19 protein-coding genes are annotated in these 21,136 nt (G+C 68.3%); 6 read left to right on the top strand and 13 right to left on the bottom strand.

Annotation, left to right across the window (positions count from 1 at the left end; genetic code table 11):
* The first annotated feature begins 15 nt into the window (after positions 1–15).
* A complete protein-coding gene (locus FVQ89_RS14415) occupies positions 16–1,257 on the top strand; it encodes a hypothetical protein (protein WP_187264933.1) in 1,242 nt (413 codons plus the stop codon).
* Complete coding sequence (locus FVQ89_RS06315; RefSeq protein WP_187264932.1) at positions 1,254–2,303, top strand: acyltransferase; 1,050 nt, start codon at positions 1,254–1,256, stop codon at positions 2,301–2,303. The genes FVQ89_RS14415 and FVQ89_RS06315 overlap by 4 nt, the downstream gene beginning before the upstream one ends.
* A gap of 27 nt (positions 2,304–2,330) precedes the next feature.
* Here FVQ89_RS06315 and FVQ89_RS06310 read toward each other — a convergent pair whose 3' ends face one another.
* From FVQ89_RS06310 to FVQ89_RS06280, 7 genes are all read right to left on the bottom strand, one after another.
* Entirely contained in the window at positions 2,331–2,954 is a 624-nt protein-coding gene (locus tag FVQ89_RS06310; RefSeq protein WP_187264931.1) for a low molecular weight phosphatase family protein, read from the bottom strand.
* A 10-nt stretch (positions 2,955–2,964) separates the two neighbouring features.
* On the bottom strand, positions 2,965–4,362 hold the full coding sequence (locus FVQ89_RS06305; protein ID WP_147901000.1) for a polysaccharide biosynthesis tyrosine autokinase: 1,398 nt from the start codon (positions 4,360–4,362) through the stop codon (positions 2,965–2,967).
* A 125-nt stretch (positions 4,363–4,487) separates the two neighbouring features.
* On the bottom strand, positions 4,488–4,922 hold the full coding sequence (locus FVQ89_RS06300; RefSeq protein ID WP_147900999.1) for a VanZ family protein: 435 nt from the start codon (positions 4,920–4,922) through the stop codon (positions 4,488–4,490).
* A gap of 20 nt (positions 4,923–4,942) precedes the next feature.
* Positions 4,943–5,743 (bottom strand): ABC transporter permease, encoded by an 801-nt coding sequence (locus FVQ89_RS06295; protein ID WP_147900998.1) that lies wholly within the window; start codon positions 5,741–5,743, stop codon positions 4,943–4,945.
* Positions 5,744–5,751: 8 nt separating this feature from the next.
* Entirely contained in the window at positions 5,752–6,672 is a 921-nt protein-coding gene (locus FVQ89_RS06290) for an ABC transporter permease (RefSeq protein ID WP_222706044.1), read from the bottom strand.
* 76 nt (positions 6,673–6,748) lie between these two features.
* Positions 6,749–7,930: an ABC transporter substrate-binding protein gene (locus tag FVQ89_RS06285; protein ID WP_147900997.1), complete on the bottom strand. Its 1,182-nt coding sequence runs from the start codon at positions 7,928–7,930 to the stop codon at positions 6,749–6,751.
* A 48-nt stretch (positions 7,931–7,978) separates the two neighbouring features.
* Positions 7,979–9,010 carry an ABC transporter ATP-binding protein gene (locus tag FVQ89_RS06280; RefSeq protein WP_147900996.1) on the bottom strand — a complete coding sequence of 344 codons (1,032 nt, stop codon included), beginning with the start codon at positions 9,008–9,010 and terminating at the stop codon, positions 7,979–7,981.
* Between the two features lie 123 nt (positions 9,011–9,133).
* Here FVQ89_RS06280 and FVQ89_RS06275 point away from each other — a divergent pair, with 123 nt between their 5' ends.
* Both FVQ89_RS06275 and FVQ89_RS06270 read left to right on the top strand, forming a co-directional pair.
* Complete coding sequence (locus FVQ89_RS06275; RefSeq protein WP_147900995.1) at positions 9,134–9,913, top strand: FadR/GntR family transcriptional regulator; 780 nt, start codon at positions 9,134–9,136, stop codon at positions 9,911–9,913.
* On the top strand, positions 9,910–10,668 hold the full coding sequence (locus tag FVQ89_RS06270) for a cache domain-containing protein (protein WP_147900994.1): 759 nt from the start codon (positions 9,910–9,912) through the stop codon (positions 10,666–10,668). The genes FVQ89_RS06275 and FVQ89_RS06270 overlap by 4 nt, the downstream gene beginning before the upstream one ends.
* A 77-nt stretch (positions 10,669–10,745) precedes the next feature.
* Here the strand turns inward: FVQ89_RS06270 and FVQ89_RS06265 are convergent, their stop codons facing one another.
* Positions 10,746–13,169 carry a hypothetical protein gene (locus FVQ89_RS06265; RefSeq protein WP_147900993.1) on the bottom strand — a complete coding sequence of 808 codons (2,424 nt, stop codon included), beginning with the start codon at positions 13,167–13,169 and terminating at the stop codon, positions 10,746–10,748.
* A 399-nt stretch (positions 13,170–13,568) separates the two neighbouring features.
* Between FVQ89_RS06265 and FVQ89_RS06260 the strand changes: the two genes are divergently transcribed.
* Both FVQ89_RS06260 and FVQ89_RS06255 read left to right on the top strand, forming a co-directional pair.
* Positions 13,569–13,937 carry a YciI family protein gene (locus tag FVQ89_RS06260; RefSeq protein ID WP_147901528.1) on the top strand — a complete coding sequence of 123 codons (369 nt, stop codon included), beginning with the start codon at positions 13,569–13,571 and terminating at the stop codon, positions 13,935–13,937.
* Positions 13,934–15,184, top strand: a complete 1,251-nt coding sequence (locus FVQ89_RS06255) for an RNA polymerase sigma factor (RefSeq protein ID WP_147900992.1) — start codon at positions 13,934–13,936, stop codon at positions 15,182–15,184. Before FVQ89_RS06260 ends, FVQ89_RS06255 begins: the two co-directional genes overlap by 4 nt.
* Positions 15,185–15,188: 4 nt before the next feature.
* Here the strand turns inward: FVQ89_RS06255 and FVQ89_RS06250 are convergent, their stop codons facing one another.
* The 5 genes from FVQ89_RS06250 to FVQ89_RS06230 all read right to left on the bottom strand — a co-directional run bounded on the left by FVQ89_RS06250 (position 15,189) and on the right by FVQ89_RS06230 (position 21,030).
* The gene (locus FVQ89_RS06250) at positions 15,189–17,015 is read right to left on the bottom strand and encodes an ABC-F family ATP-binding cassette domain-containing protein (RefSeq protein WP_147900991.1); all 1,827 of its coding nucleotides are present in this window, start codon (positions 17,013–17,015) and stop codon (positions 15,189–15,191) included.
* 53 nt (positions 17,016–17,068) lie between these two features.
* The gene (locus tag FVQ89_RS06245; protein ID WP_222706070.1) at positions 17,069–17,863 is read right to left on the bottom strand and encodes a phosphate ABC transporter ATP-binding protein; all 795 of its coding nucleotides are present in this window, start codon (positions 17,861–17,863) and stop codon (positions 17,069–17,071) included.
* A gap of 319 nt (positions 17,864–18,182) precedes the next feature.
* Positions 18,183–19,196, bottom strand: a complete 1,014-nt coding sequence (locus FVQ89_RS06240; protein WP_147900990.1) for a sortase — start codon at positions 19,194–19,196, stop codon at positions 18,183–18,185.
* A complete protein-coding gene (locus FVQ89_RS06235; RefSeq protein ID WP_147900989.1) occupies positions 19,193–19,936 on the bottom strand; it encodes a hypothetical protein in 744 nt (247 codons plus the stop codon). The genes FVQ89_RS06240 and FVQ89_RS06235 overlap by 4 nt, the downstream gene beginning before the upstream one ends.
* Complete coding sequence (locus FVQ89_RS06230; RefSeq protein WP_187264929.1) at positions 19,933–21,030, bottom strand: WxL protein peptidoglycan domain-containing protein; 1,098 nt, start codon at positions 21,028–21,030, stop codon at positions 19,933–19,935. The genes FVQ89_RS06235 and FVQ89_RS06230 overlap by 4 nt, the downstream gene beginning before the upstream one ends.
* Positions 21,031–21,136 lie beyond the last annotated feature (106 nt).

Here is a 21,136-nt window from a genome sequence, read left to right as displayed (position 1 = left end):
CCGAGGGGCACTGCGATGTTGAACCGCGTGCTGCCTCTCGTGACCAGCACCCTCGTGGTCGCCGTCTCCTCGATTCTGCTCGTGCCCGCTCTCGTCACGGCGATCGGACCGCACGCATGGTCGTCGGTCGCCGTCGCTCAAGCAGTCGGAGGCCTCGGAGCCGCAGTACTACTCTTCGGATGGGGAGTCACCGGGCCGGCCCTTGTCGCACGAGCTGACACCGCTGCCAGACATCAACGCAATCTTGAATCCATTCGCGTCAGGAGCGCCTTGACGCCGCCGGTGGTCGTCGCCACCAGCCTCTGCTGCATCGCCCTGACGCCCGAACATATGGGGCTGGCGGTTCTTGGTTGCCTCACCACGTTGGTGACGGGCCTTAGCGCCGCGTGGTACTTCCTCGGAACTGGTCAGTCCTGGCTCGTTCTCCTCTTCGAGGGCCTCCCGCGCTCCGCTGGCAACCTGGCTGCCATCGGGCTGGCGCTCTCGACCAACGATGGCCAGCTCGCCCTCGGCGCGTCGGTCGCCGGCGCATTGCTCGGAGCGGTTGGCGGAACGCTGTACGTTCACACGTCTACGCGCCGCCACCGCGAGGTCCGTGCGCGTCGCTCGCTTGTCTCGCTTCTGCGAGAGGGTTTCAACGGCGTGTCCGCGAGCATCGTGAACTCCGTCTATGGGGCGGCGCCGCTGATGATCTACGCGGCGTTGCCGACATCGGGGCTGACGGTCTTCACTCTCGTCGACAAACTCGTCAAGCAGGCGCTCTCCGGATTCGGGCCGATTGCGAACGCTCTGCAGGGCTGGGTTCCCGCGGCTCAGGAGAGCGATCTGTGGCGCCGCATCCGAATCGCCGCGGCCGTCGGGGCAGCTGCGTTCATCGGTGCGACGGTGACGCTGGCATCAACCGGCACATGGGTGCTCGGCTGGTTGTCGGGTGGGACGATCACCGTGGACTGGACGGCGGGGGCCGCTGCTGGGTTGCTGATCGGCCTCTCATCGATGGAGCTCGTCCTCGCGCGGTCCTGCCTGATCGCTCTGGGGGCGACCAGAGCCATGTCCGTCGCGACGCTGTGGACGTCGATCGCAGGCTTGACGCTGATGGCTGGCGCCGCCGTCTCGATCGGCCCGGTCGCGGCAACCCTTGGCCTGGCAATCGGGGTTGCCGCACGGGTGCTCGTCTACGTCGTCGTCATCCTTCGGCATCGTCGTGCACCCGCGGCCGAGATCGCGATGAACCACATCTCAGGAGCATCGACATGACCGCGCGGAACCCCGGCCTCGACGCAATCCGTGGCCTGGCAGTGCTCCTGGTCCTATTGCGGCACGCATACCCCGAGGTTTTCGGCGGCGCTGGCCTCGTCGGCGTGGTCATCTTCTTCGCGTTGAGCGGATTCCTGATCACCCAATTGATCGTCCGAGACCTCGACAAGTTCGGGCGGCTGCGCTTTGGCCGCTTCTACTGGCACCGCTTCATCAGGCTCTACCCGGCACTCATGCTGATGATCCTCGTCTTCTCGACAGTCACGCTCATCGCAGACCCGCTTAATGATCGGGAGAGCCTTCCGGTCTCCGTCGCCGTGGCACTCGGTTATGTCGCAAATATCCCGGGGATCGAAAAGGGAAGCATCGCGCTGGCACATCTGTGGACGCTCGCGACTGAAGAGCAGTTCTACTTGATCTGGCCCCTGATCCTCATCTTCGCGGTTCGGCGTCGACGCGTCGGGCTGCTGTTGTCGGGGGCCGCGGTCGCCATCATCGCGTTCACAGTCGTCGGATTGGTGATTGCGTGGCCGGACGTGGACCGTGTCTACACCAGCGGAGTTCCGTGGGCGATGGCTATGGTCCTCGGATCCGCGAGCGCCCTGTTTCGCGCGCAGGTATTCACCAGGCTGACAAACATCCCCCGAATCGCGCGCCTGCTTCTCGCCATCCTGATCTTGACGTCGTTGAGTTTCACACCCGATCTCAAGAACCAGGTCTGGGTCTACTTCGCTGGGGCCGCGCTCGTCTGGGCGTGCACGATGCTGCTCATCTCCATCGCTCTTGAGTCGACGAGCGTCGCTGGCCCACGACTTCTTGCCCCGCTACAACGTCTCGGCCTGATCTCGTACGCGGCATATCTGTGGAACCTTCCCCTGGTCGAATGGATAGGGGCGACGGACCTGGGGGCGTGGGCACCACCCATCAGCTTCGTGCTGACGATCCTCGCCGCATACGCCAGCCAGCTGATCGTCGAGAGGCCAGCTTCACGCCTGCGCCAGTTCAGGATCCGTCCAACCGGGAACGAGGGTCCAGTAAGTCCCTAGAACGCCCTGAAGCGATCGGGGGCCCGCCTACGACGCTTCCGTCGGCTCCAGCAGGGTCACGAGCGCCGCGAGCAAGCGACTCGTCGCAGCGTGGACGGCGGTCGCCGACTTCGCGTAGACCGTGTCGTCGGCGCCGTACGGATCCCCGATCTCCTCGATGCCGATCTCGGACGGCGCGGTGAAGCCCCGCCGTGCGGCGATGCAGGGTAGGACCGCGCGCATCCGCCCGGCGATCGATGCGGGACGATCGCCTTCGATTTGAGCCCCCTCGACGGCGACCTCCTCCGCGAGGCGCGCGAACTCGGGAAGCGTGAAGACCTGGGCGCTCAGCCGTGGAGCCATCCGTACGACGTCGGCACGATGGGCAAGATCCATGGTGAGCACGAGGTCGACCTCGGCCAGCATCTCGGCGCCGAGTTGCCGGGCGACGTGCCCTTCGGGGTCGACGCCGCGGAGGGCGGCCTCACGCGCGGCTTGCGGGGTCATCGGCTCGCCGACGAGGGCTGCGAGCCCAGCGCTGCTCACCTCGATGTCCGCCCCCGCACCCATTGCCTCTGCTCCGGCACGCAGGAATCGCTCGGCCTGGGGTGACCGGCACACGTTGCCGGTGCAGACCACCAGAATGCGGAAGGGGCCGTCCGCGGCGTCCATCGTCCTCCTGTCACACCGCTCGCGGTGCATCCACCTTCGGCTGGTAGGTGTAGCCGTATCCGCCGGAGCCATATCCGCCGTAGCCGTATGCATCTGGGCCCTTCGTGGGCACCATCGTCATCACGATGCCGTGGATCGTGGCGCCCACGCCCTCAAGCGAGGCGAGCGCCGCCTCGAACTGCCCGCGGTGTGTACGGCCAGCTGCGACGAGAAGGATCGCACCTGAGGTCTGCTTGCTGAGGATCGCACCGTCGGTCACCGGCAGCAGCGGAGGAGCGTCGATCAGGACGATGTGGAACTCCGACTCGAGCTGGCGGAGCACACGCGACATGGCGGCCGAACCGAGCAGCTCGCTCGGGTTCGGCGGACGCTGACCGGCGGGGAGCACGAACATGTTGCCGCCTCCCCAGCGCTGCAGGGCGTCCTGCAGCGGCACGCGGCCGATGAGGACGTCGCTGAGACCCACAGCCCCTTCGAGACCCAGGTACTCGGCGAGCTTGGGCCGCCGAAGGTCGCCCTCGATAACGCACACCGACAGCCCCGAGTCCCGCAAGGCGATCGCGAGGTTTGCGGTGGTGGTGCTCTTGCCCTCGAGTTCGAGGGAGGAGGTCATCACGAAGGAGCGGTTGGTGCCGTCCATCCCCACGAACTGCAGGTTGGTACGGAGCGCGCGGAACGATTCCGAACGCGGGCTGAGCGGGTCGACCTGAACGATCAGGGGGCGCTCGCTCGCCTTGGGGTCGTACGCGATCGCGCCGAGGATCGGCCGGTCGGTGAGTTGCGCCACTTCGCGGGCGCCGCGGATGCGCTGATCCAGCACCGTATGCAGCACCGCGATCGCGAGGCCGAGGACGAGCCCGACGATCGCGCCGAGAATGATGTTGAGGCTCGTCTGAGGCGAGACCGGCTCGGTCGGCAACACAGCCCTCTGAGCGACCGTGATCCGCACGGGATCCGATCCGCCCGCGTTGGTGGGGGTCAGCTCGGGCGCCGCCTCGATCAGGCGCCGCGCGACGGCGTTCGCGATACGGGCGGCCTGCTCCGCGTCCGAGTCGGTCACGGAGATCTCGACGATCACCGTGTCGAGCTTGACGGATGCGGTGATCCTGGTGGCGAGCTCGGCGGGGGTCTCATCGAGGTCGAGATCGTCGATGACGGGCTCGAGCACGATCCCCGTGCGGACCACCTCCGCGTAGCTACGGACGATCTGCTGGGTGAAGCTGCTGCCTGCGTTGAGCTCGGTCACGCTGCTGGCGCCTGTCGCCGCGACGAAGACCTTCGTCCTCGCCTCGTACATCGGCGTCACGAGCACGGAGTAGGTCGCCGCGGCGCCCGCTCCGACCAGCACCATCACGAGGATGACTACCCAGTGCCGTCGCAAGATGCGCAGGTAGTCACGCAATTCCACAGTCGTCCTCCCCCTCGGGACGTGCGAATCGGTCCCAGGCGATCGTGACGCACCCCCGACTGACTGTCGGTCATCCGTTCACCCGAGGGTTGACCCCCGTTGGTGCCGGGTGTCCCCCACACCGTTCAGTGCGAGCGGCTCGCGCGCACCCTTCTCGCCAGGATCGCGAGAGCGAGAAGCACGCCGACCACGGCGCCCGCCGTGTTGGCGATCACATCCGTGACGCTTGCTGTGCGTTGCTCCAGGAAAGCGCCCTGCACGAGCTCGATGAGCGTCGAGAAGACAGCCGCGGCGGCGATGACGACGACTCGAGAGAGCGCGATAAGTACCCCGATCACGCCGAACGGCACGAAGAGCATCACGTTCGCGACGATCTCGATGCCGTCGTGCCGGATCGCCGGGGCGACCGCCGTCGTGCGCTGGATCGCCTCGTAGGCAACCCCGTCCACCGGGGTCGGCCAGAACGCGATCGCCGCGACCGCGACGAGGTAGAGCGCCCCTACGACGGCGAGGACGCGCCTCGCGCGGGGACTGATCGACTCCACCCGTCCCGCGCGCATCCGCCGATGCTACCGAAGGTTCAGCGCCGGGTCTGCTCCGATCCGGAGAGGCGCTGAGCGAGGTAGATCGGCACGATGGAGACGACCACGAGCACCACCGCGATGACGGCGACGATGGGCGCCTGGTTGGGGCGGAACATGTTGTTCAGGATGAAGATCGGCAGCGTCGTGACGCCTGAGCCGGCGGTGAAGGTGGTCACGATGATCTCGTCGAAGCTCAGCGCGAACGCGAGCAGGCCCCCGGCGAGGAGCGCCGAGCGCAGCTGCGGGAACGTCACGAGCCGGAAGGTGGTCCACACTCCCGCGCCGAGGTCGGCCGACGCCTCTTCGAGGTTGATGCCCATGCGGCGCAGGCGGGCGATCACGTTGTTGAAAACGGTCACGATGCAGAAGGTCGCATGGGCGATCACGACCGTCCAGATCGAGAGCGGCACCCCGAGGATCGTGCGGAAGAAGTTGTTGAGCGCGATGCCCGTGATGATGCCGGGCAGTGCGATCGGCAGGATCACGAGGAGCGAGACCGCATCCCGTCCGAAGAAGCTGAACCGCTGGAGCGCGAGTGAGATGAGCGTGCCGAGCACGAGCGCGACGGCCGTCGAGACGATCGCGACGACGACGCTCGTCGAGATCGCGTCGAGGGCGCCCTCGCTCTGGAATGCGCGCGCCCACCATTCGAGCGTGAAGCCGGGCGGCGGCCACGACAGCGAGGTCGAGGTGGAGAACGAGTTCGCCAGCACCACGAGCAGGGGGATGTAGACGATCGCGAGGATCACCGCGGTGACGGTGCCGAGCGCGATGCGCGTGGCGGTTCCGAGTCGCATCCGATCCCCTACAGGTTGTCGAGGGCACCCGTGCGTCGCACGAGCGCGAGGTAGCCGAAGATGATCGCGATCGGGATGAGCGCGATCGCCGCCGCGAGCGGCAGGTTGTTGGCGGCGCCCACGTTCGTGTACACGAGGTTGCCGAGCATCTGACTCGTTCCGCCGACGATGTTCACCGTGATGTAGTCGCCGAGCGAGAGCGAGAAGCTGAAGATCGTGCCCGCGACGATCGCGGGGAACGCGAGCGGAAGCACGACGCTGCGCATGGTGCGCCAGGTGCCGCCGCCGAGGTCGGCGGAGGCCTCGATGAGCGAGTCGGGCACGCGCTCGAGCCCCGCGTAGATCGGCAGGATCACGTAGGGCAGCCACAGGTACGAGAGCGTGATGATCGTCGCGGTGAGCCCGTAGCCGGGGGTGTGCAGCCCGATCGGCGAGAGCAGCCATTCCAGGATGCCGTCCTGCGACAGCACGGACCGCCACGCATACGCCTTCACGAGGTAGCTCGCCCACAGAGGCATGAGCACTGCGATCACGAGCGCGCGCTGCGCACGGGGGCCTGCGACCTTCGCCATGTAGAACGCGATCGGCAGGGCGAGGGCCACGTCGATCACCGTCACCGCCGCGGCGACCCCGACCGTGCGCAGGGTGACCGTCTGGTAGAGCGCGCCCGTGACGACGGTGACGATGTTGTCGAAGGTCCAGTCGATCCGGATCTCGCCCGTGAAGCTGTCGACGGTCCAGAACGCGGTCACGAGCAGGAGCAGCAACGCGACGATGTAGACGACCACGAGCCACAGCAGGGGCGCCGAGAGCAGCAGCGCGAGTCGTGCGCGCGGATGCGTCGTGAGGAACACCGATCCGCGGCGCGCGAACCCTCCCCGCCGCGGCGGTGGCGTGCGCTCGGCGCGCACGGGGTCTGCGGTGGTCACCGGGTGTGCTCCTCGGGTTCGATGCGGTGGGGCTGGTGCCGGGGCGGCGCGCGGTGCGCCGCCCCGGCGGGCGGTGTCAGCCCTTGATCTCGGACCAGGCGGCGGTCCACTCGGCGTAGTCGACGCACTCGACGTCCGTGCGGCCGTCGACGCAGTCGGCGATCGGGGTCGTCCAGTACCAGATCTTCGAGGCGTAGTCCGCGTCGCCTGCGTGGTACGCGTCGCAGTCGTCGCGGAAGTCGCACGCCTCCTGGCTCGACGGCGCCTCACCGAAGTAAGCCGTTGCCTGCGCGTTCACCTCGGGGCTCGCGATCCAGTCGAGCCACGCGTACGCGCAGTTCGGGCTCTTCGCCTCGGATGCAATCATCCAGGTGTCCGACCATCCGGTGGCGCCCTCGTCGGGCAGCACGACGGCGGTGTTCGACACCTCGCCGGCGAGGACGTTCTGGATGACCTGCCACGTGGTGCCGACGACCGAGTCGCCCGACTCGAACGCCTGGATCTCCTTCAGGTAGTCCGACCAGTACTCGCCCACGTGCTCGCGCTGCGCCTTCAGCAGGTCGACCGCTGCCGCGAACTGCGTCTCGTCGAGCGCGTACGGGTTGGTGATCCCGAGGTCGGGCTCGTGCGCCATCAGGTACACGGCCGCGTCGGCGATGTAGATGGGCGAGTCGTACGAAGTCACCTTGCCCGAGTACGCGGAGGCACCGTCGAAGACGACATCCCACGAGGTCGGGGCGGGGCTCACGACGTCCGTGTTGTAGAGCAGCAGGTTCGCGCCGTAGCCGTGGGGCACCCCGTACGACTGCCCGTCGACGGAGTTCCACTCCTTGTCTTTCAGGAAGTCGAACACCCCGGCGTAGCTCGGGATCAGGTCAGTGTTCACCGGCGCCACGTCACCCGCCGCGATGAGCCGCAGGGTCGCGTCGCCGGATGCCGCGATCACGTCGTAGTCGCCCGTCTTCATGAGGCTGACCGCCTCGTCGGAGGTGCCGTACGACTTCGAGGTGACCGTGCATCCGGTCTCCTCCTCGAATCCGCTCACCCAGTCGACGCTGGGGTCGTTGCTGCCGTCTTCGACGTATCCGGGCCAGGCGAGGATCGAGACGCTGCCCTCGAGCTCGCCGAGTTCGGTCTGCGCGGAGGTCCCCCCGGTGCCTCCGCCTCCGCTGGTGCCGCACGCGGCGAGCAGGACGATCGATGCGACCGCCGCTGTCGATGCGGTGGCTGTGCGCCAGCCGCGAGTCATGGTGCTCATGGTGGGTTCCTCTCGGTGGGTGGTTGGGACGGATCGGGACGCGGGAGTTCAGCCGCCGGGCGGCACGAGCGCGACGATGTCTTCGTCGTGCCAGCTCACGTGGACGCGGTCGCCGCGGAGGTCGTCTTCTTCGCGCGCGCGATCGTTGCGCTGGAGCACGCTGATGCGGGGGCCGTCGTCGAGGTCGATCACCCGCCGGATGGCGCTGCCGAGGTAGATCGTCTCGACGAGCGTTCCCGCGGCGCTGCGCACGCCGACCGCTGTCGGGGCGCTCGCGCTGAGGCTGAGCTTCTCGGGGCGAACCGAGAACTCGCCGTCGCGCCCGAGCACGGTCCGCGCGTGCTCGGCCCCGAACAGGTTCGTCGTGCCGACGAAGTCGGCCACGAACCGCGACGCCGGCCGCTCGTAGAGCTCTCGCGGCGTACCGAGCTGCTCGATCCGCCCGTCGTGGAACACGGCGATCCGATCGGAGAGCGTGAGCGCCTCCTCCTGGTCGTGCGTCACGAAGATGAACGTGATGCCGAGCTCGCGCTGCAGTTGCTTGAGCTCGACCTGCATCTGCTCCCGGAGCTTCAGGTCGAGGGCGCCGAGCGGCTCGTCGAGCAGCAGCACCTTCGGCTCGACGACCGTCGCTCGGGCGAGCGCCACGCGCTGCCGCTGACCGCCCGAAAGCTGGGCGGGCTTGCGCGAGGCGAACTGCTCGAGGCGCACGGCGGCGAGCGCCCGCATTGCGCGGTCGCGACGCTCGGCACGGCCGACGCCTCGCACCCGGAGGCCGTAGGCGACGTTGTCGATCACGCTCATGTGCGGGAACAGCGCGTAGTCCTGGAAGACCGTATTGACCTCGCGATCGAACGGGGCCGAGCGCGTGACGTCGGCGCCGAACAACTCGACGGTGCCGGAGGTGGGCTGTTCGAAGCCGGCGATGAGCCGCAGCACCGTCGTCTTGCCGGATCCCGAGGGGCCGAGCATCGAGAAGAACTCGCCCGCGGCGATCTCGAGGTCGATGTGGTCGACCGCGGTGAGAGCCCCGAACTCCTTCGTGAGCCCGGTCAATCTGATGGCCGCGTGGTCGGTCATCGTCCTCCTCATGACGTCGTTGTCATCAATTCATATAGAACCATATGTCTAGCGAGGGTCGGGCGTGTTACGGTCGTGTCACGACTCGGCCGCACAGCCGACCCCCGACAGGACGACGCAGCCATGCCCCGCTCCCCCGGACACCGGGATGCCACCCGCTCCGTCGTCTTCGCGCCGCTCGACGACGGCACCGCCCGGGCAGAGCTCGTGGCGCGACGCCTGAGCGATGCGATCGTGGGCGGCCTTCTGCGCGACGGCGAGCGCCTACCGAGCGAGGCAGAGCTCGCCCGCTCCCTCGGGGTGGCCCTCGTGACCGCCCGCGACGCGCTCGAGTCGCTCCGCGACAACGGCATGGTCCGCACGGTCCGCGGTCGCGACGGCGGAAGCTTCGTGACCTACGACCGCGAGGCCGCCGCCCGCACCCTCGACGCGCGCCTCCAGGGCCACTCCCGCATCGAGCTGCGCGACCTCTCGGTGCACCTTTCGGCGATCGCCGGCACCGCCGCCGAGCTGGCCGCGGAACGAGCAAGCGACGACGACCTCGAGAGCCTCGTCGGCATCCACGAGGAGGCGGACCTCACGACCGAGGGCGGAGCTAGGCGAGCCGTGCTGCGGTTCCAGCTGGAGGTCGCGGCGATCAGCCAGTCGCCCCGCCTCGTGCGCGAGGAAGTGCGCCTGCAGTCGGAGGCTGGGCCTCTGGTCTGGCTCTGCCTGCGCGAGGAGGAGTACCGTGAGCGCACCGCCGTCGCTCGCGCGAAGACGATCGCCGCCATCCGGGAGGTGTCCCCCACGGATGCGCGCGCGGCGATCCTCGACCTCATCGAGGATGCGACGGAGTGGCTCATCGACGAGAAGCTGCGTCTCGATGCGGGCGCAGCCCGACCCCCGGGAGGCCTGCGATGACGACGACAGTGCTCCACACCCCTGCCCGCGCCGCCGACGAGGTGGCGAGCATCATCGAGGGTCTGTACGCGACGGTCGACGTGTGGCGGGCGGAACTCGCCGGGCATCTCGCGGCGCCCGAGCAGCTGAGCGCGGCCCGGATCGACCCCCTCGTGGAGGCGTTCGCTGTTCCCGCCGTGACGGACGATCCGCTCATCACGGGTGCGGGGTTCGTCGCCGCGCCCGGTCTGCTCGAGGATGCCCACTGGCATCTCGCCTGGTGGCTCGGCTCGCCCGGCTCCGGCGTACGCCGGCTCGCGACCGTCGACGACGAGACGAGCGACCAGTTCCGCGACTACACGGCCCTCGAATGGTGGCGCGTCCCGTTCCGCACGGGTGCCCGTCACCTCACCGGCCCGTACGTCGATTACCTCTGCACCGACGACTACACGGTGACCCTGACGGTGCCGATCGTCGCGGACGGTGAGTTCCTGGGGGTCGTCGGATGCGACGCGCTCGTCGAGCGCATCGAGTCGCGCCTGCTCCCGGCGCTCAGCGCCCTCGACGCCCCGGCCGCGATCGTCAACGCCGCAGGCCGCATCGTGACGGCGACGGATGCCCGACGGGAGCCGGGCGCGATCCTGCGGCTCGCTGGGTTGACGGAGGCTCTCGCACCGCTGCGGGACGCGCATCCGATCTCGGTTGCGACGCAGTTGCCCGGCGGCGAGTCGGTGCGCTCGTGCGGGGCGAGCGGGCTCGCGCTCATCGTCGGCTGACTACGGGCGCAGCCCTAGCCGCTAGCAGGCAATAGCCGATCTACGACTAGTCACCTACGCAGCTGCCCAGCAAACCACTACTCCCCTGTACCACCAAGGACTTCGGCGCCCGCGTGTTCTACGCCGTCACGAGTAAGGGCGCTGCCGCGGGGCTTCCGCCGCGCCGGAATGCCAGCCCACATCCGCGTGTACTCGCTGTCCAGACGTCGCGCAAACCGAAGCACTTCGTTCGGCTCTGCAAACACCGCCGCCGATAGGACATATTGGGGCAAGTCTAGGTCGGGGAGTCCAAGCCAGTCGTAGCTTGAAGGACGCGCGATCACGTGTCTTGCGCCTCGGGGAGCTGAAAAATAGTGCTCACTTCGCCCCCATCGATCGTTCACCGCGTCCTCGACTCGGAACTGCACCAAGCCGAATCCCGCAACTTCGAGAGTCCGGGCACTCAACTCGATCTCACGCAGTGCTGATTCGATCTGCTCGACCCCTGAGGCAGTCTTTCGATAATGTTGGTGTTCGTTTCGAATCTCATTCACTTTGCCGCGCTGGAGCGACTGGGAGACTGAATGAAGTGCATTAGCGATTTTGCTTTGGCTGTGAGGCGTCAGATTGAGGAATGGGACCGTGGAACCGAACGGATACTTCTTGAGCTGACTGCCCCGCGAATATGCCGGCATCTGGTAATCGGGGCGGTGATCGGCACCGGGAGTCTTGCTTAAGCGCGCAAGGTGCTTCGATAGAAACCCAAAACCGCGGGTCAGCGTGTAGATGTCGAGCCGATCACTCAGGTAGTCAAAGGTCATCACTCGATCGGTAGACTCATCGGACGCTCGCTGGACGAACTCCATGCCGCGCGCGTGGTCGGCGTCCAGGCCGTATTCGAACGGATGCGCATCTTGCGGATGGTCGTGAAGCAGAGCCCACGCCGTGAACGCCAGGGACTCCGACAGGAATCGCTCTAGCTCTCGAAAAAACTTCCCGGCGACGCCCAGGAACTCCTCCGTCTCCCGCGAACCGGGAGTATGTGCCGACTTGGTAAGGCCCGTGAGGCGCTCGTGGAGTCGCCAAAACTCGCGGCGAGGATCCTCGTCACCATGAAGGGGATATCCAAGTTTCCACAGAATCCGCTCAATCACGTCCGCGTCGGTCGGCATCCGTTCAGTTGGGATGCGCAGACTCTTCGACACCCGCTCCACGTTCACTCGGCGGTGGAGAACTAGCCTCTCTACACATTCCGAGGGCTCGGTAACGCGAAAGAACGTGTCGAGCTTCTCTTCCAGGTTCTCGCCTTCGATCTCACGAAGTTGCCAATCAAGTTCTTCTCGCTCGGAGGTTTCATCGAGGTCGAATGCCATTGCTAGTTCATGCCTCAGCCGCAACGTCGCGAACCCCGGATCACGCGAAACGAATCTGACACCAAACTGACCCAGCTCGGGCGATAGACCGAATGCGCCGGACCGTCGCTCACGATTGACCACCGGGCGGCGCACCTCACCCAATGGAATCTCGATGCGTCGATTGGCAACGAGATCATCGAGTGCGGCATGAATCGACTTCTCCGAAGCAAGCAGGGCAACCTGCATCAACTCTGCACGCCCAAGAACCTCGACAAACTCTCGAGCCGACCGCACCTCGGCGATCTCAGCAACCCTCGCGCGGAGCTTCCCGGAGGTCTCATCGAGGAGAAAGGCCACGAGGTCGCGGAGTTCCTCTAGGGCGAGCGCATCGCCCAGAAGTGTAGCCACGACACCCACCGCTGCGTCCGCGAAGACAACCGCGTCGAGGTCGCGCACCTCGTCCGCGACACGGAACCAATCCGTGACAGGATCCGGCTCGGCGTCCAGCACTTCATTGAACTTGCTTCGATGCCGATTGATACCCGCCTGTGCACTTGTGGTCAAGTACGTGGTGTGAACCACGTCACACATTGGATCAGAGCAGTGAAATGCCTCCACTCGATGACCTGTAGATATTTGTCTCCGAGAAGCGGAACTCAACAACCCGTAGGGCCCAGTCACGAACTGGCCGTACTGGTGGACTCCTTGAGGCAACTGGTCCAGATACTCCTGAGTCTCTTCGTACGTCAGCTGCGGCTTGCTCTCGTCATACAAGCGCGCAAACGCGTCGTATGCGTCCCGCCCATAAGTCAGAGGAAAGCGGATTCTGCCGTCTCGAATCTGCCGAGATACCGATGCCGCGAGTGCATCAATATCAGTTTCCAGAAGGTCCACGAAGAGCTGATCACTTCCGATGGCAAGCGCGCACATCAACCTGGCTTCTTTCGGAGGCACGCGGTCCGACTTGGCCGTAGCGACCTTGTTCAGAACGGAATCGCCTGCCGACGTCAAATGAATGGCCTCATTCATGGAGTCTGGGATCGTGTAGTCGTTTGCGATTACGCAGTCCGCCAGTAGGCGCATCAGATCGACAAGTTGCCCGTACTTCTCGCGACTGCTCCTATCAGGAAGCACCGCAAGGACATGGGGATCCAGTTCTGGGGCCAAGGGAGCCTCCACATCTCGAGATCAATCGGGTCCAAACACTATCGGCAAGACGAGGATCCGCTACGTCCCAATTCTTTAAAACTCGACCGAAGGCATCGTGGGTGGAGGCCGGATTCAGCCTTCGAGGCGCTGGCCGAGCTCCAGCCAGCGCGGTTCGAGGGCGGACGCTTTGTCGTCGCGCGCCGTGATCTTCGCCATCTCACCCGAGCAGGTCGCACTGGCGGCGGGCGTCCTGGCGAACTACCTGCTCGACTCGCTCGCGGATCGGTCGGCATGGAGGGCCCGCGGGCAAGGAGCCGACCTCGATGCGGGGTCGAAAAATCCACGCTCCCGTTGTCGAAATCGGTCTTGCCCGTTCGCTGTACGGATGACACGGTTCCCATGACGAAAGGACGACCCGTGAAGTACGTCATCATGTTTACCTCCACCCCCTCGCTCGCCGAGGACGTCACCGCCACCACCCAGACCGACCTGTACGAGCGCATCTACCGCTGGTTCGGTGAGAACGCCGACTCGATCGCCGACAGCGGCGCCGAACTGCAGCCCGTCTCCACCGCCACCACCGTGCGCCACGGCGCCGACGGTCCGGTGGTCACCGACGGACCGTTCTCCGAGGCGAAGGAGATCATCGGCGGCTTCTCCGTGCTCGACGTGCCCGACCTGGATGCGGCGATCGCGATCGTGAAGACGTGGCCGTCGCTCGAACTGCCGGGCGTCGCCGTCGAGATCCGCCCGATGGTCACCAACTACGACCAGTTCGAGCAGTGACCCCCGAGGATGCCGCGGCGCCGGGCGACCAGAGCGCCCGGCCCGCGGTATCCGATCGCGAGCTCGCCCGGCTCGTGCGCGAGGAGACCGCGCGCATCGTCGGCACCTTGGCGGCATCGACGGGCAGCCTCGACGTCGCCGAGGAGGCCACCGCCGAGGCGATCGAGGAAGCTCTGCGGCAGTGGAGGCGGCAGGGCGTGCCGCCGCGCCCGGGCGGCTGGCTCATGCAGGCCGCGCGCCACAACGCGGTCGACCGGCTTCGGCGGGAGGCCCGCTATCGCGCCAAGCTGGCGCTGCTCGACTCGGAGACTGTCGACCCCTCCGACACCGCGGCCGACGCCGACGAACGGCTGCCGTTGCTGTTCGGATGCTGCCATCCGGCGATCGCCCCGGAGTCGCAGCTCGCTCTCACCCTGCGTGCCGTGCTGGGCGTGACGACCGCCCAGATCGCGCGCGCGACTCTGGAGCCCGAGGCGACCGTCGGGCAGCGCATCTCACGAGCGAAGCGGAAGATGGCCGACGCGGGGATCCCGCTGAGGATCCCCGAGCCCGACAAACGCGCGGAGCGGCTCGACATCGTGCTCGCGGTGATCTCGGTCATGTACGACTCCGCGCACCTCATGGCCGGTGCCGGGGCCGAGGCCGACCGTGACCTCGCCGACGACGCGATCTGGCTCGCGGGTGTCGTGGCGCGAGCGCTGCCCGGTGAGGCCGAGGCGGCGGGCCTGCAGGCTCTGCTGCTGTTCCACCGGGCGCGGGAAGGAGCACGGGCCGTCGACGGCGAGTTCGTGCTGCTCGCGGATCAGGACCGCGGCCGGTGGGATGTGTCTCTCATCACTCAGGCACGCGGCGAGCTCGACCGCGCCGCGCGGCTGCGAGCCCCGGGACGCTGGCAGCTGCACGCGGCGATCGCCGCCTGCCATGCCGATGCGTCGTCGCTCGCCGACACCGACTGGCTGCAAATGCTCGTGCTCTACGACATGCTCCTCGGCTACGACCCGTCGCCGATCGTTCGCCTCAACCGGGCGGTGGTGCTCGATCAGGTCGCGGGCCCCGTGCCCGCTCTCGCCGAAGTGGATGCGGTGCGCGGGCGCCTCGAGAACTACCGACTGTGGCACGCGGTGCGAGCCCGGCTGCTGCGCGAACTCGGCCGCGAGGATGAGGCGATGGCCGCCGACCTGCGAGCCCTCGAACTCACCGCCAACGATGCGGAGCGCCGCCTCATCGGGGCGCGCCTGGCCCGCTGATCGTTCAGCGCTCGAGCAGCTCGCCCACCTCGAGCCATCGTTCGTCGAGCTCGGCCGACTCGGCTTCGAGTGCCGCGAGCGCCGCCTGCAGGCGTTGCAGTTGGGCGTAGTCGCTCTGGTCGGCGGCCGCGAAAGCGGCGTGCTGCTCGGCGACTGCCTCGGCGAGTTTCGCCATCCGCCGTTCGATCGCCGCAAGCTCTTTCTCTGCGGCGCGCCTCTCGGCGCCGCCCAACGCCGGCGGCTGCGCCGTCCCCCCATCCGCTCGCTGAGGTGTCACTTTTGGTCGCTCCGGCACGGCCTGGAACGACAGAAACTGACTCCTCAGGGAGAGGTATTCGTCGACTCCGCCGGGGAGGTGACGAAAGTGGCCGCCGAGCACGGCGTACTGCTGATCCGTCACACGCTCGAGCAGGTAGCGATCATGCGACACCACGAGGAGCGTGCCCGGCCACGAATCGAGCAGGTCCTCCATGGCGGCGAGCATGTCGGTGTCGAGGTCGTTGGTCGGCTCGTCGAGGATCAGCACGTTCGGCTCGTCGAGCAGGATCAGCAGCAGCTGCAGACGCCGCTTCTGGCCGCCGGAGAGATCCTTCACGGAAGTGGAGAGCTGCGCGTTCGTGAAGCCGAGACGCTCGAGCAGTTGCCCCGGCGTCAGCTCCGCTCCCCCGCCCACGCGATAACTCGCCCGCTGCCGGGCCACGACATCCGCAACCCGATCGGATGCGATGTCGTCGAGCTCGGCGAGCCGTTGATCGAGCACCGCGATCCGCACCGTCTTGCCCGTTTTCACCCGGCCGCTGGTCGGCGCCACCGTGCCCGCGACGACGCCCAGCAGCGTCGACTTTCCGGCGCCGTTCACCCCGAGCACGCCCGTGCGCTCGCCCGGTGCGATGCGCCACGTCACGTCGCGCAGCACCTCGCGGGGCTCGCCCGAGGCATCGGGATAGGCCACGCTCACGCCCTCCAGGTCGACGACGTCTTTGCCGAGCCGCGAGGTCGCTAGCTGCTCCAGCGCCACCCGGTCGCGCACGGGGGGCACGTCGGCGATGAGCGCGTTCGCCGCGTCGATGCGGAACTTCGGCTTGCTCGTGCGGGCGGGTGCACCGCGGCGCAGCCAGGCGAGCTCCTTGCGCATGAGGTTCTGGCGCCTCGCCTCGGATGCCGCCGCCATCCGGTCGCGCTCCACCCGCTGCAGTACATACGCGGCGTAGCCGCCCTCGAATGGTTCAACGACGCCGTCGTGCACCTCCCACGTGGCCGTCGACACCTCGTCGAGGAACCATCGGTCGTGCGTGACGACCACGAGTCCGCCCTGTGTGCGCGGCCACCTCGACCGCAGGTGCTGGGCGAGCCACGCCACCCCCTCCACGTCGAGGTGGTTGGTCGGCTCGTCGAGGAAGACCACATCCCACTCGCGGCTGAGGAGCGCGGCGAGCGCCACTCGCCGCCGCTGGCCGCCCGAGAGGTCGCCGATCCGCGCATCCCACGGCAGGTCGCCGAGCAGGCCCCGCACGACGTCGCGCACCTTCGCGTCGCCCGCCCACTCGTGCTCCGCGCGGTCGCCGACGACCGCATGGTGGATCGTCTCGTCATCCGGCAGGCGGTCCGCCTGGTCGAGCATCCCGATCCGGGTGCCGCCACGGACCGTGACACGGCCCGAGTCGGGCTGCTGACGCCCCGCGAGGATGCGCAGGAGCGTCGACTTGCCATCGCCGTTGCGGCCGACCACGCCCACCCGGTCGCCCTCGTCGAGCCCGACGGTCACGTCGTCGAAGACGTCTTTCGTGGGGAACGCGAGCGAGATGCCTTCAGCCCCCAGAAGATGCGCCATCCGTCGAGCCTACGTGCCGCTCGGCGCCCGCTCGGACGTGGGGCCCGACGGGGTCAGCCGAAGCGTCCGGTGACGTAGTCGAAGGTGCGCGAGTCGATCGGATCCGAGAACATCGCGGCCGTGTCACCGTGCTCCACAATGGCGCCCGGCTGCCCCTGCGACGCGAGGAAGAACGCGCACTGGGTCGACACGCGCTGCGCCTGCTGCATGTTGTGGGTGACGATCACGATCGTGACGTCGTCGACGAGCTCGAGCATCGTCTCCTCGATCACGCGGGTGGAGGTCGGGTCGAGGGCGGAGCACGGCTCGTCCATGAGCAGCACGCGCGGCATCACCGCGAGCGAACGCGCAATGCAGAGCCGCTGCTGCTGCCCGCCGGAGAGCCCGCCGCCCGGAGCGCGGAGGCGGTCCTTCACCTCGTTCCAGAGGCCGGCACGGCGCAGCGAGGTCTCGACGAGCTCGTCCTTGCGGTCGCGGTCGGCCGGAACACCCGTGAGCCGGAGGCCCGCGATCACGTTGTCGTAGATCGACATCGCGGGGAACGGGTTCGGCTTCTGGAACACCATGCCGATGCTCTTGCGTGCGGCGGTCAGCGGGCGGTCAGCGCGGTAGATGTCGTCGCCGTCGAGCAGCACCTCGCCCGCGAGCGACGCCGAGGGCACGAGCTCGTGCATGCGGTTCAAGATGCGCAGGAACGTCGACTTGCCGCATCCGGACGGGCCGATGAGCGAGGTGATCACGCCCGCCGGCATCGTGAGCGACACCCGGTCGAGCACCTGGTGGTCGCCGAACCAGGCGGTGATGCCCCGCGCCTCGAGCGTCGCGAGGGTCGCGGGCGCATCGGCCACGGCAAGCTGCCGCGGGGCCGGATGCGGCAGGCGCTCGCGCAAGCCGCCGACGACCGCGAACGAGCGGGTCACCGCCTCTCGGGAGCGCTCGACGGCGGTCTTCCAGAACGGCGGCTCGGCATCCACGGCGGGCAGCACGTAGGTGTCGGATTCCGGAACGACCTCGGCGTCGGGCGCCTCGGGTTCCAGGGCGTCCACGTCCGGCGCCTCGGGGTCGGCCACCTCCGCGTCCTCGTCCGAGGCGTGCGGCTCGTCGATGTCCTCGGGCTCGGCGAGCTCGAGGTGCTCGGTAGGAGTGGTGTCGGTCATGTCGGTCCGTTCAGAGCAGGTTGGGGAGGAGAAGGACGAGCTGGGTGGAGACCCACAGCCCGCCGAGCAGGGCGAGAGGCGCGAAGACGATCCACGCCTTCCGCCCGCCGATGCGCGGGATCACCCAGACCGCCGCGGCTTCGACCAGCAGCAGGAACTGGAGGGCGAAGATGAGCGCCCACACCGTGGTCAGGTCGGTGGCGAGCGCCCGGTGGGAGGGCAGCAGCGAGGCGCCCGTGGTCTGTCGGGCACCTTGCGGCTTCGCGTCGCCGACGAGCTGTGCGTCGAGGTACGCGACGCCCGACGGCGCGAACGCGGGACCGCGGGCGGTGACGAGCACGAGGCGGCTCTCCCCCGCCTCCGGGTCGGGAGGCGCCGGGTCGCCCGCGTACCGCACCCCGATCACCTCGAACTCCATGAGCCCCTGCCCGGTCAGCACCGAGAAGGCGTCACCCGGCTGCAGCGACTCGATCCGGCCGAACGGCCCGCCGTAGGCGGCGGCGCGCCCGAACAGCACCGAGGTTCCCTCCTGCCCGGGGAGCACCGTGTCGCGACGGTGACCGGGGCCGGCCATGAGGTCGCCCGCGGAGGTGCCCTCGACGATGACCTCGTCCACGCCGATCGCGGGGATCCGGATGATGCCGACCGGCACGCCGTCGGCGAGCAGGTGGTCGTCGACGTCTCCCTCGCTCACCGGCGCCGTCCCCTCGGCGAGCTGCTCACGGTAGGTGTTGAGGAGCTGCTGCTGCGACGACGCGTGCTGCACGCCGCTCAGCAGCGCGATGTCGGCCACGAACCCGAGCACGAGGATCGCGACGAGCGCGAACGAGGATCGCGCGAAGACCTGCACCGGTGTGAGCGGCGCGTAGACGATCGCGGCGCTGGGCGGTCGCCGCGGCGGTTTGGGAGGCTTCGGGGGTCGCGGGCCACGCGGCGGGCGCGGCGCTTTCGGCGCTCCCTGGACGGGCGGCTGCTCCGTGACGACGGTCGCCGCCTCGACCTCCTTCTCGGGCGCGAGTGTCATGCGGGCGCCCCGGTGGGCTGAGCGCCGGGCATCCTGAGCCGCCGCGGACCGCGCACGATCCGCACGATCGCGAGGGAGGCGAGAGCGACGACCGCAAGCACGCCGCCCGCCCACGGCAGCACGAGAACCCAGGTCTCGCGCATGAGCGGCCCGGCATCGGCGGCGAGCGCCGCCGGTGGGGTGACGGTCGCCACGACGTGCAGGTACGTCCACTGCCCCGCGCCGTCGAGCCGCGCGCGAACGGTCCGCTGCTCACCGGGCCGGAGATCCCGGATCGCGATCTTCTCGGAGCTCGCGATGAGGCCGCCGAACGGGTTCTCGAGCCGGAACGACACGGAGGTGTCGAAGGTCTCGCTCGACGCGTTGCGCACCGAGATGTTCGCGACGAGCGCCTGGCCGACGGTCTGCCACGACCAGCTGGACGCGGTGCCGACACCGCTCACGTAGAGCACACCGGGGATGCCGGTCTCATCCGGCTCCGCGGGTTCGGGCGCGGGCTCTTCCACCGGGTCGGGCTCGTCGGAACCGGACCCGTAGCCTCCGCCGCCCGATCCATTCGGATCCGATGAGTCGCCGCTCGGCGAGGGGCTGGGCGACGGGCTCGGCGTGCCGCTCGAGAGCACCTCGACGCTGAGATCGAAGCCACCCGGATCGTCGGCTGCCACCGCGGCCGACGCGGACGCCGTGGCGAGAAGTGCGCCGAACAGGAGCGCGGCCAGCACGCGCCGGCGACGCATCATGGCGTCGGCTGCCCGGTGCCCGCGCCGACCGGAGCCGCCTCGGCGCCGTCGGCCGCGTCCGGAGACGCCTCGGCCTTCCGCTGCGCCTCGGCCTCGGTGTAGGCGACCCAGGCGGCGGCACGCTTCTCGTCGCTCCGGCGACGAAGCCGGATCACCGCGAACACGATGAGCGCCACCACGAGGATCGCGAGCAGCCACCACGGCCAGGCGATGACGACCGTGTCGCGCGAGACCTCGCGCAGCGGGCCGGGATCGAGCGCGCCGGGGTCGACCGTGGGGATCATCCGCACGTAGGCGTCGAGGTAGCCGAGCTGCGCGACCCCGGGAAGTGTCACCGTGAGGGTGCGCGATCCGCCGGGAAGCAGCTCGGGCAGCTCCTGCCGCACGATGTCGGTCGCGCCGATGCCGAACCAGGTGTTCACCCCGAACACCATGTTCGCGCCGAGTGCGACGTTGCCCGTGTTGGTGACGGTCGTCGTCACCTGCACGCTGCCGTCGAACGGGTTCACCACCTGCTGGTAGTCCGCCTGCAGCCCCGAGACGGAGAGCCCCGCCTGCAGGTCACCGGGGACCCGCAGGTAGATGCGGGTCGCCACGCGGCGGTCGACGGTGAGGCTGCCGTCCTGAGAGACGGCGGAGACGACCACGCCACCCGCGTGATCGCCGGGGGTCGCGTCGTCCGGCACGTGCACGGTGAAGAGCACGACCTTCTCCGCGCCGGGCTTCAGGTCGAGGACGACCCGCTCCTTGCCGCTGAAGGTGATCCAGGCGCCGACGTCGCTCGGCTGCTCGACGGTGTCGAGGAGGGCGAAGTCGCCGTCGTCGTTGCTGAAGGCATCCGTTCCGAAGACCGTGATCTTCTGACGGGTCGTGCCCGTATTCCGCACCAGGTATGCGTCGGTGAGGTCCTGGCCGGGAGAGGCCTGGTAGTCGAACCGGGTGCGGCCATCGCGGCTCGTGCCGTTCGACGGCGAGGCGGAGAGACCGTTCACGTCGTCGGCGTAGGCCGCGCTCGGAACGGTGGCGAGGCCCGCGGCGAGCGCGAGCGCGAAGAGCGCGGCCAGAACGCGGGATGGGGTTGCGGCAGAGGGCACGGTGCATTCATCCATGTCGAGTCGACCAGTGGGCGACGGCCGGGTGAACGCGCGCCCACATGCTGGTACCGGATGCACGAGGTGGGCGGAGCACCAAGAGTGCTCC

Source organism: Homoserinibacter sp. GY 40078, from assembly GCF_008017545.1.
In the GTDB taxonomy this organism is placed as follows: domain Bacteria; phylum Actinomycetota; class Actinomycetes; order Actinomycetales; family Microbacteriaceae; genus Homoserinibacter.
This window is presented reverse-complemented; position numbering and strand designations above follow the sequence as displayed.

What these genes read in the sequence shown, in the direction of transcription:
- FVQ89_RS14415 (WP_187264933.1), top strand. Translation starts at nt 16, where the DNA reads ATGTTGAACCGCGTGCTGCCTCTCGTGACCAGCACCCTCGTGGTCGCC.
- FVQ89_RS06315 (WP_187264932.1), top strand. Translation starts at nt 1,254, where the DNA reads ATGACCGCGCGGAACCCCGGCCTCGACGCAATCCGTGGCCTGGCAGTG.
- FVQ89_RS06310 (WP_187264931.1), bottom strand. Translation starts at nt 2,954, where the DNA reads ATGGACGCCGCGGACGGCCCCTTCCGCATTCTGGTGGTCTGCACCGGC.
- FVQ89_RS06300 (WP_147900999.1), bottom strand. Translation starts at nt 4,922, where the DNA reads ATGCGCGCGGGACGGGTGGAGTCGATCAGTCCCCGCGCGAGGCGCGTC.
- FVQ89_RS06295 (WP_147900998.1), bottom strand. Translation starts at nt 5,743, where the DNA reads ATGCGACTCGGAACCGCCACGCGCATCGCGCTCGGCACCGTCACCGCG.
- FVQ89_RS06285 (WP_147900997.1), bottom strand. Translation starts at nt 7,930, where the DNA reads ATGAGCACCATGACTCGCGGCTGGCGCACAGCCACCGCATCGACAGCG.
- FVQ89_RS06280 (WP_147900996.1), bottom strand. Translation starts at nt 9,010, where the DNA reads ATGACCGACCACGCGGCCATCAGATTGACCGGGCTCACGAAGGAGTTC.
- FVQ89_RS06275 (WP_147900995.1), top strand. Translation starts at nt 9,134, where the DNA reads ATGCCCCGCTCCCCCGGACACCGGGATGCCACCCGCTCCGTCGTCTTC.
- FVQ89_RS06270 (WP_147900994.1), top strand. Translation starts at nt 9,910, where the DNA reads ATGACGACGACAGTGCTCCACACCCCTGCCCGCGCCGCCGACGAGGTG.
- FVQ89_RS06250 (WP_147900991.1), bottom strand. Translation starts at nt 17,015, where the DNA reads ATGGCGCATCTTCTGGGGGCTGAAGGCATCTCGCTCGCGTTCCCCACG.
- FVQ89_RS06240 (WP_147900990.1), bottom strand. Translation starts at nt 19,196, where the DNA reads ATGACACTCGCGCCCGAGAAGGAGGTCGAGGCGGCGACCGTCGTCACG.
- FVQ89_RS06235 (WP_147900989.1), bottom strand. Translation starts at nt 19,936, where the DNA reads ATGATGCGTCGCCGGCGCGTGCTGGCCGCGCTCCTGTTCGGCGCACTT.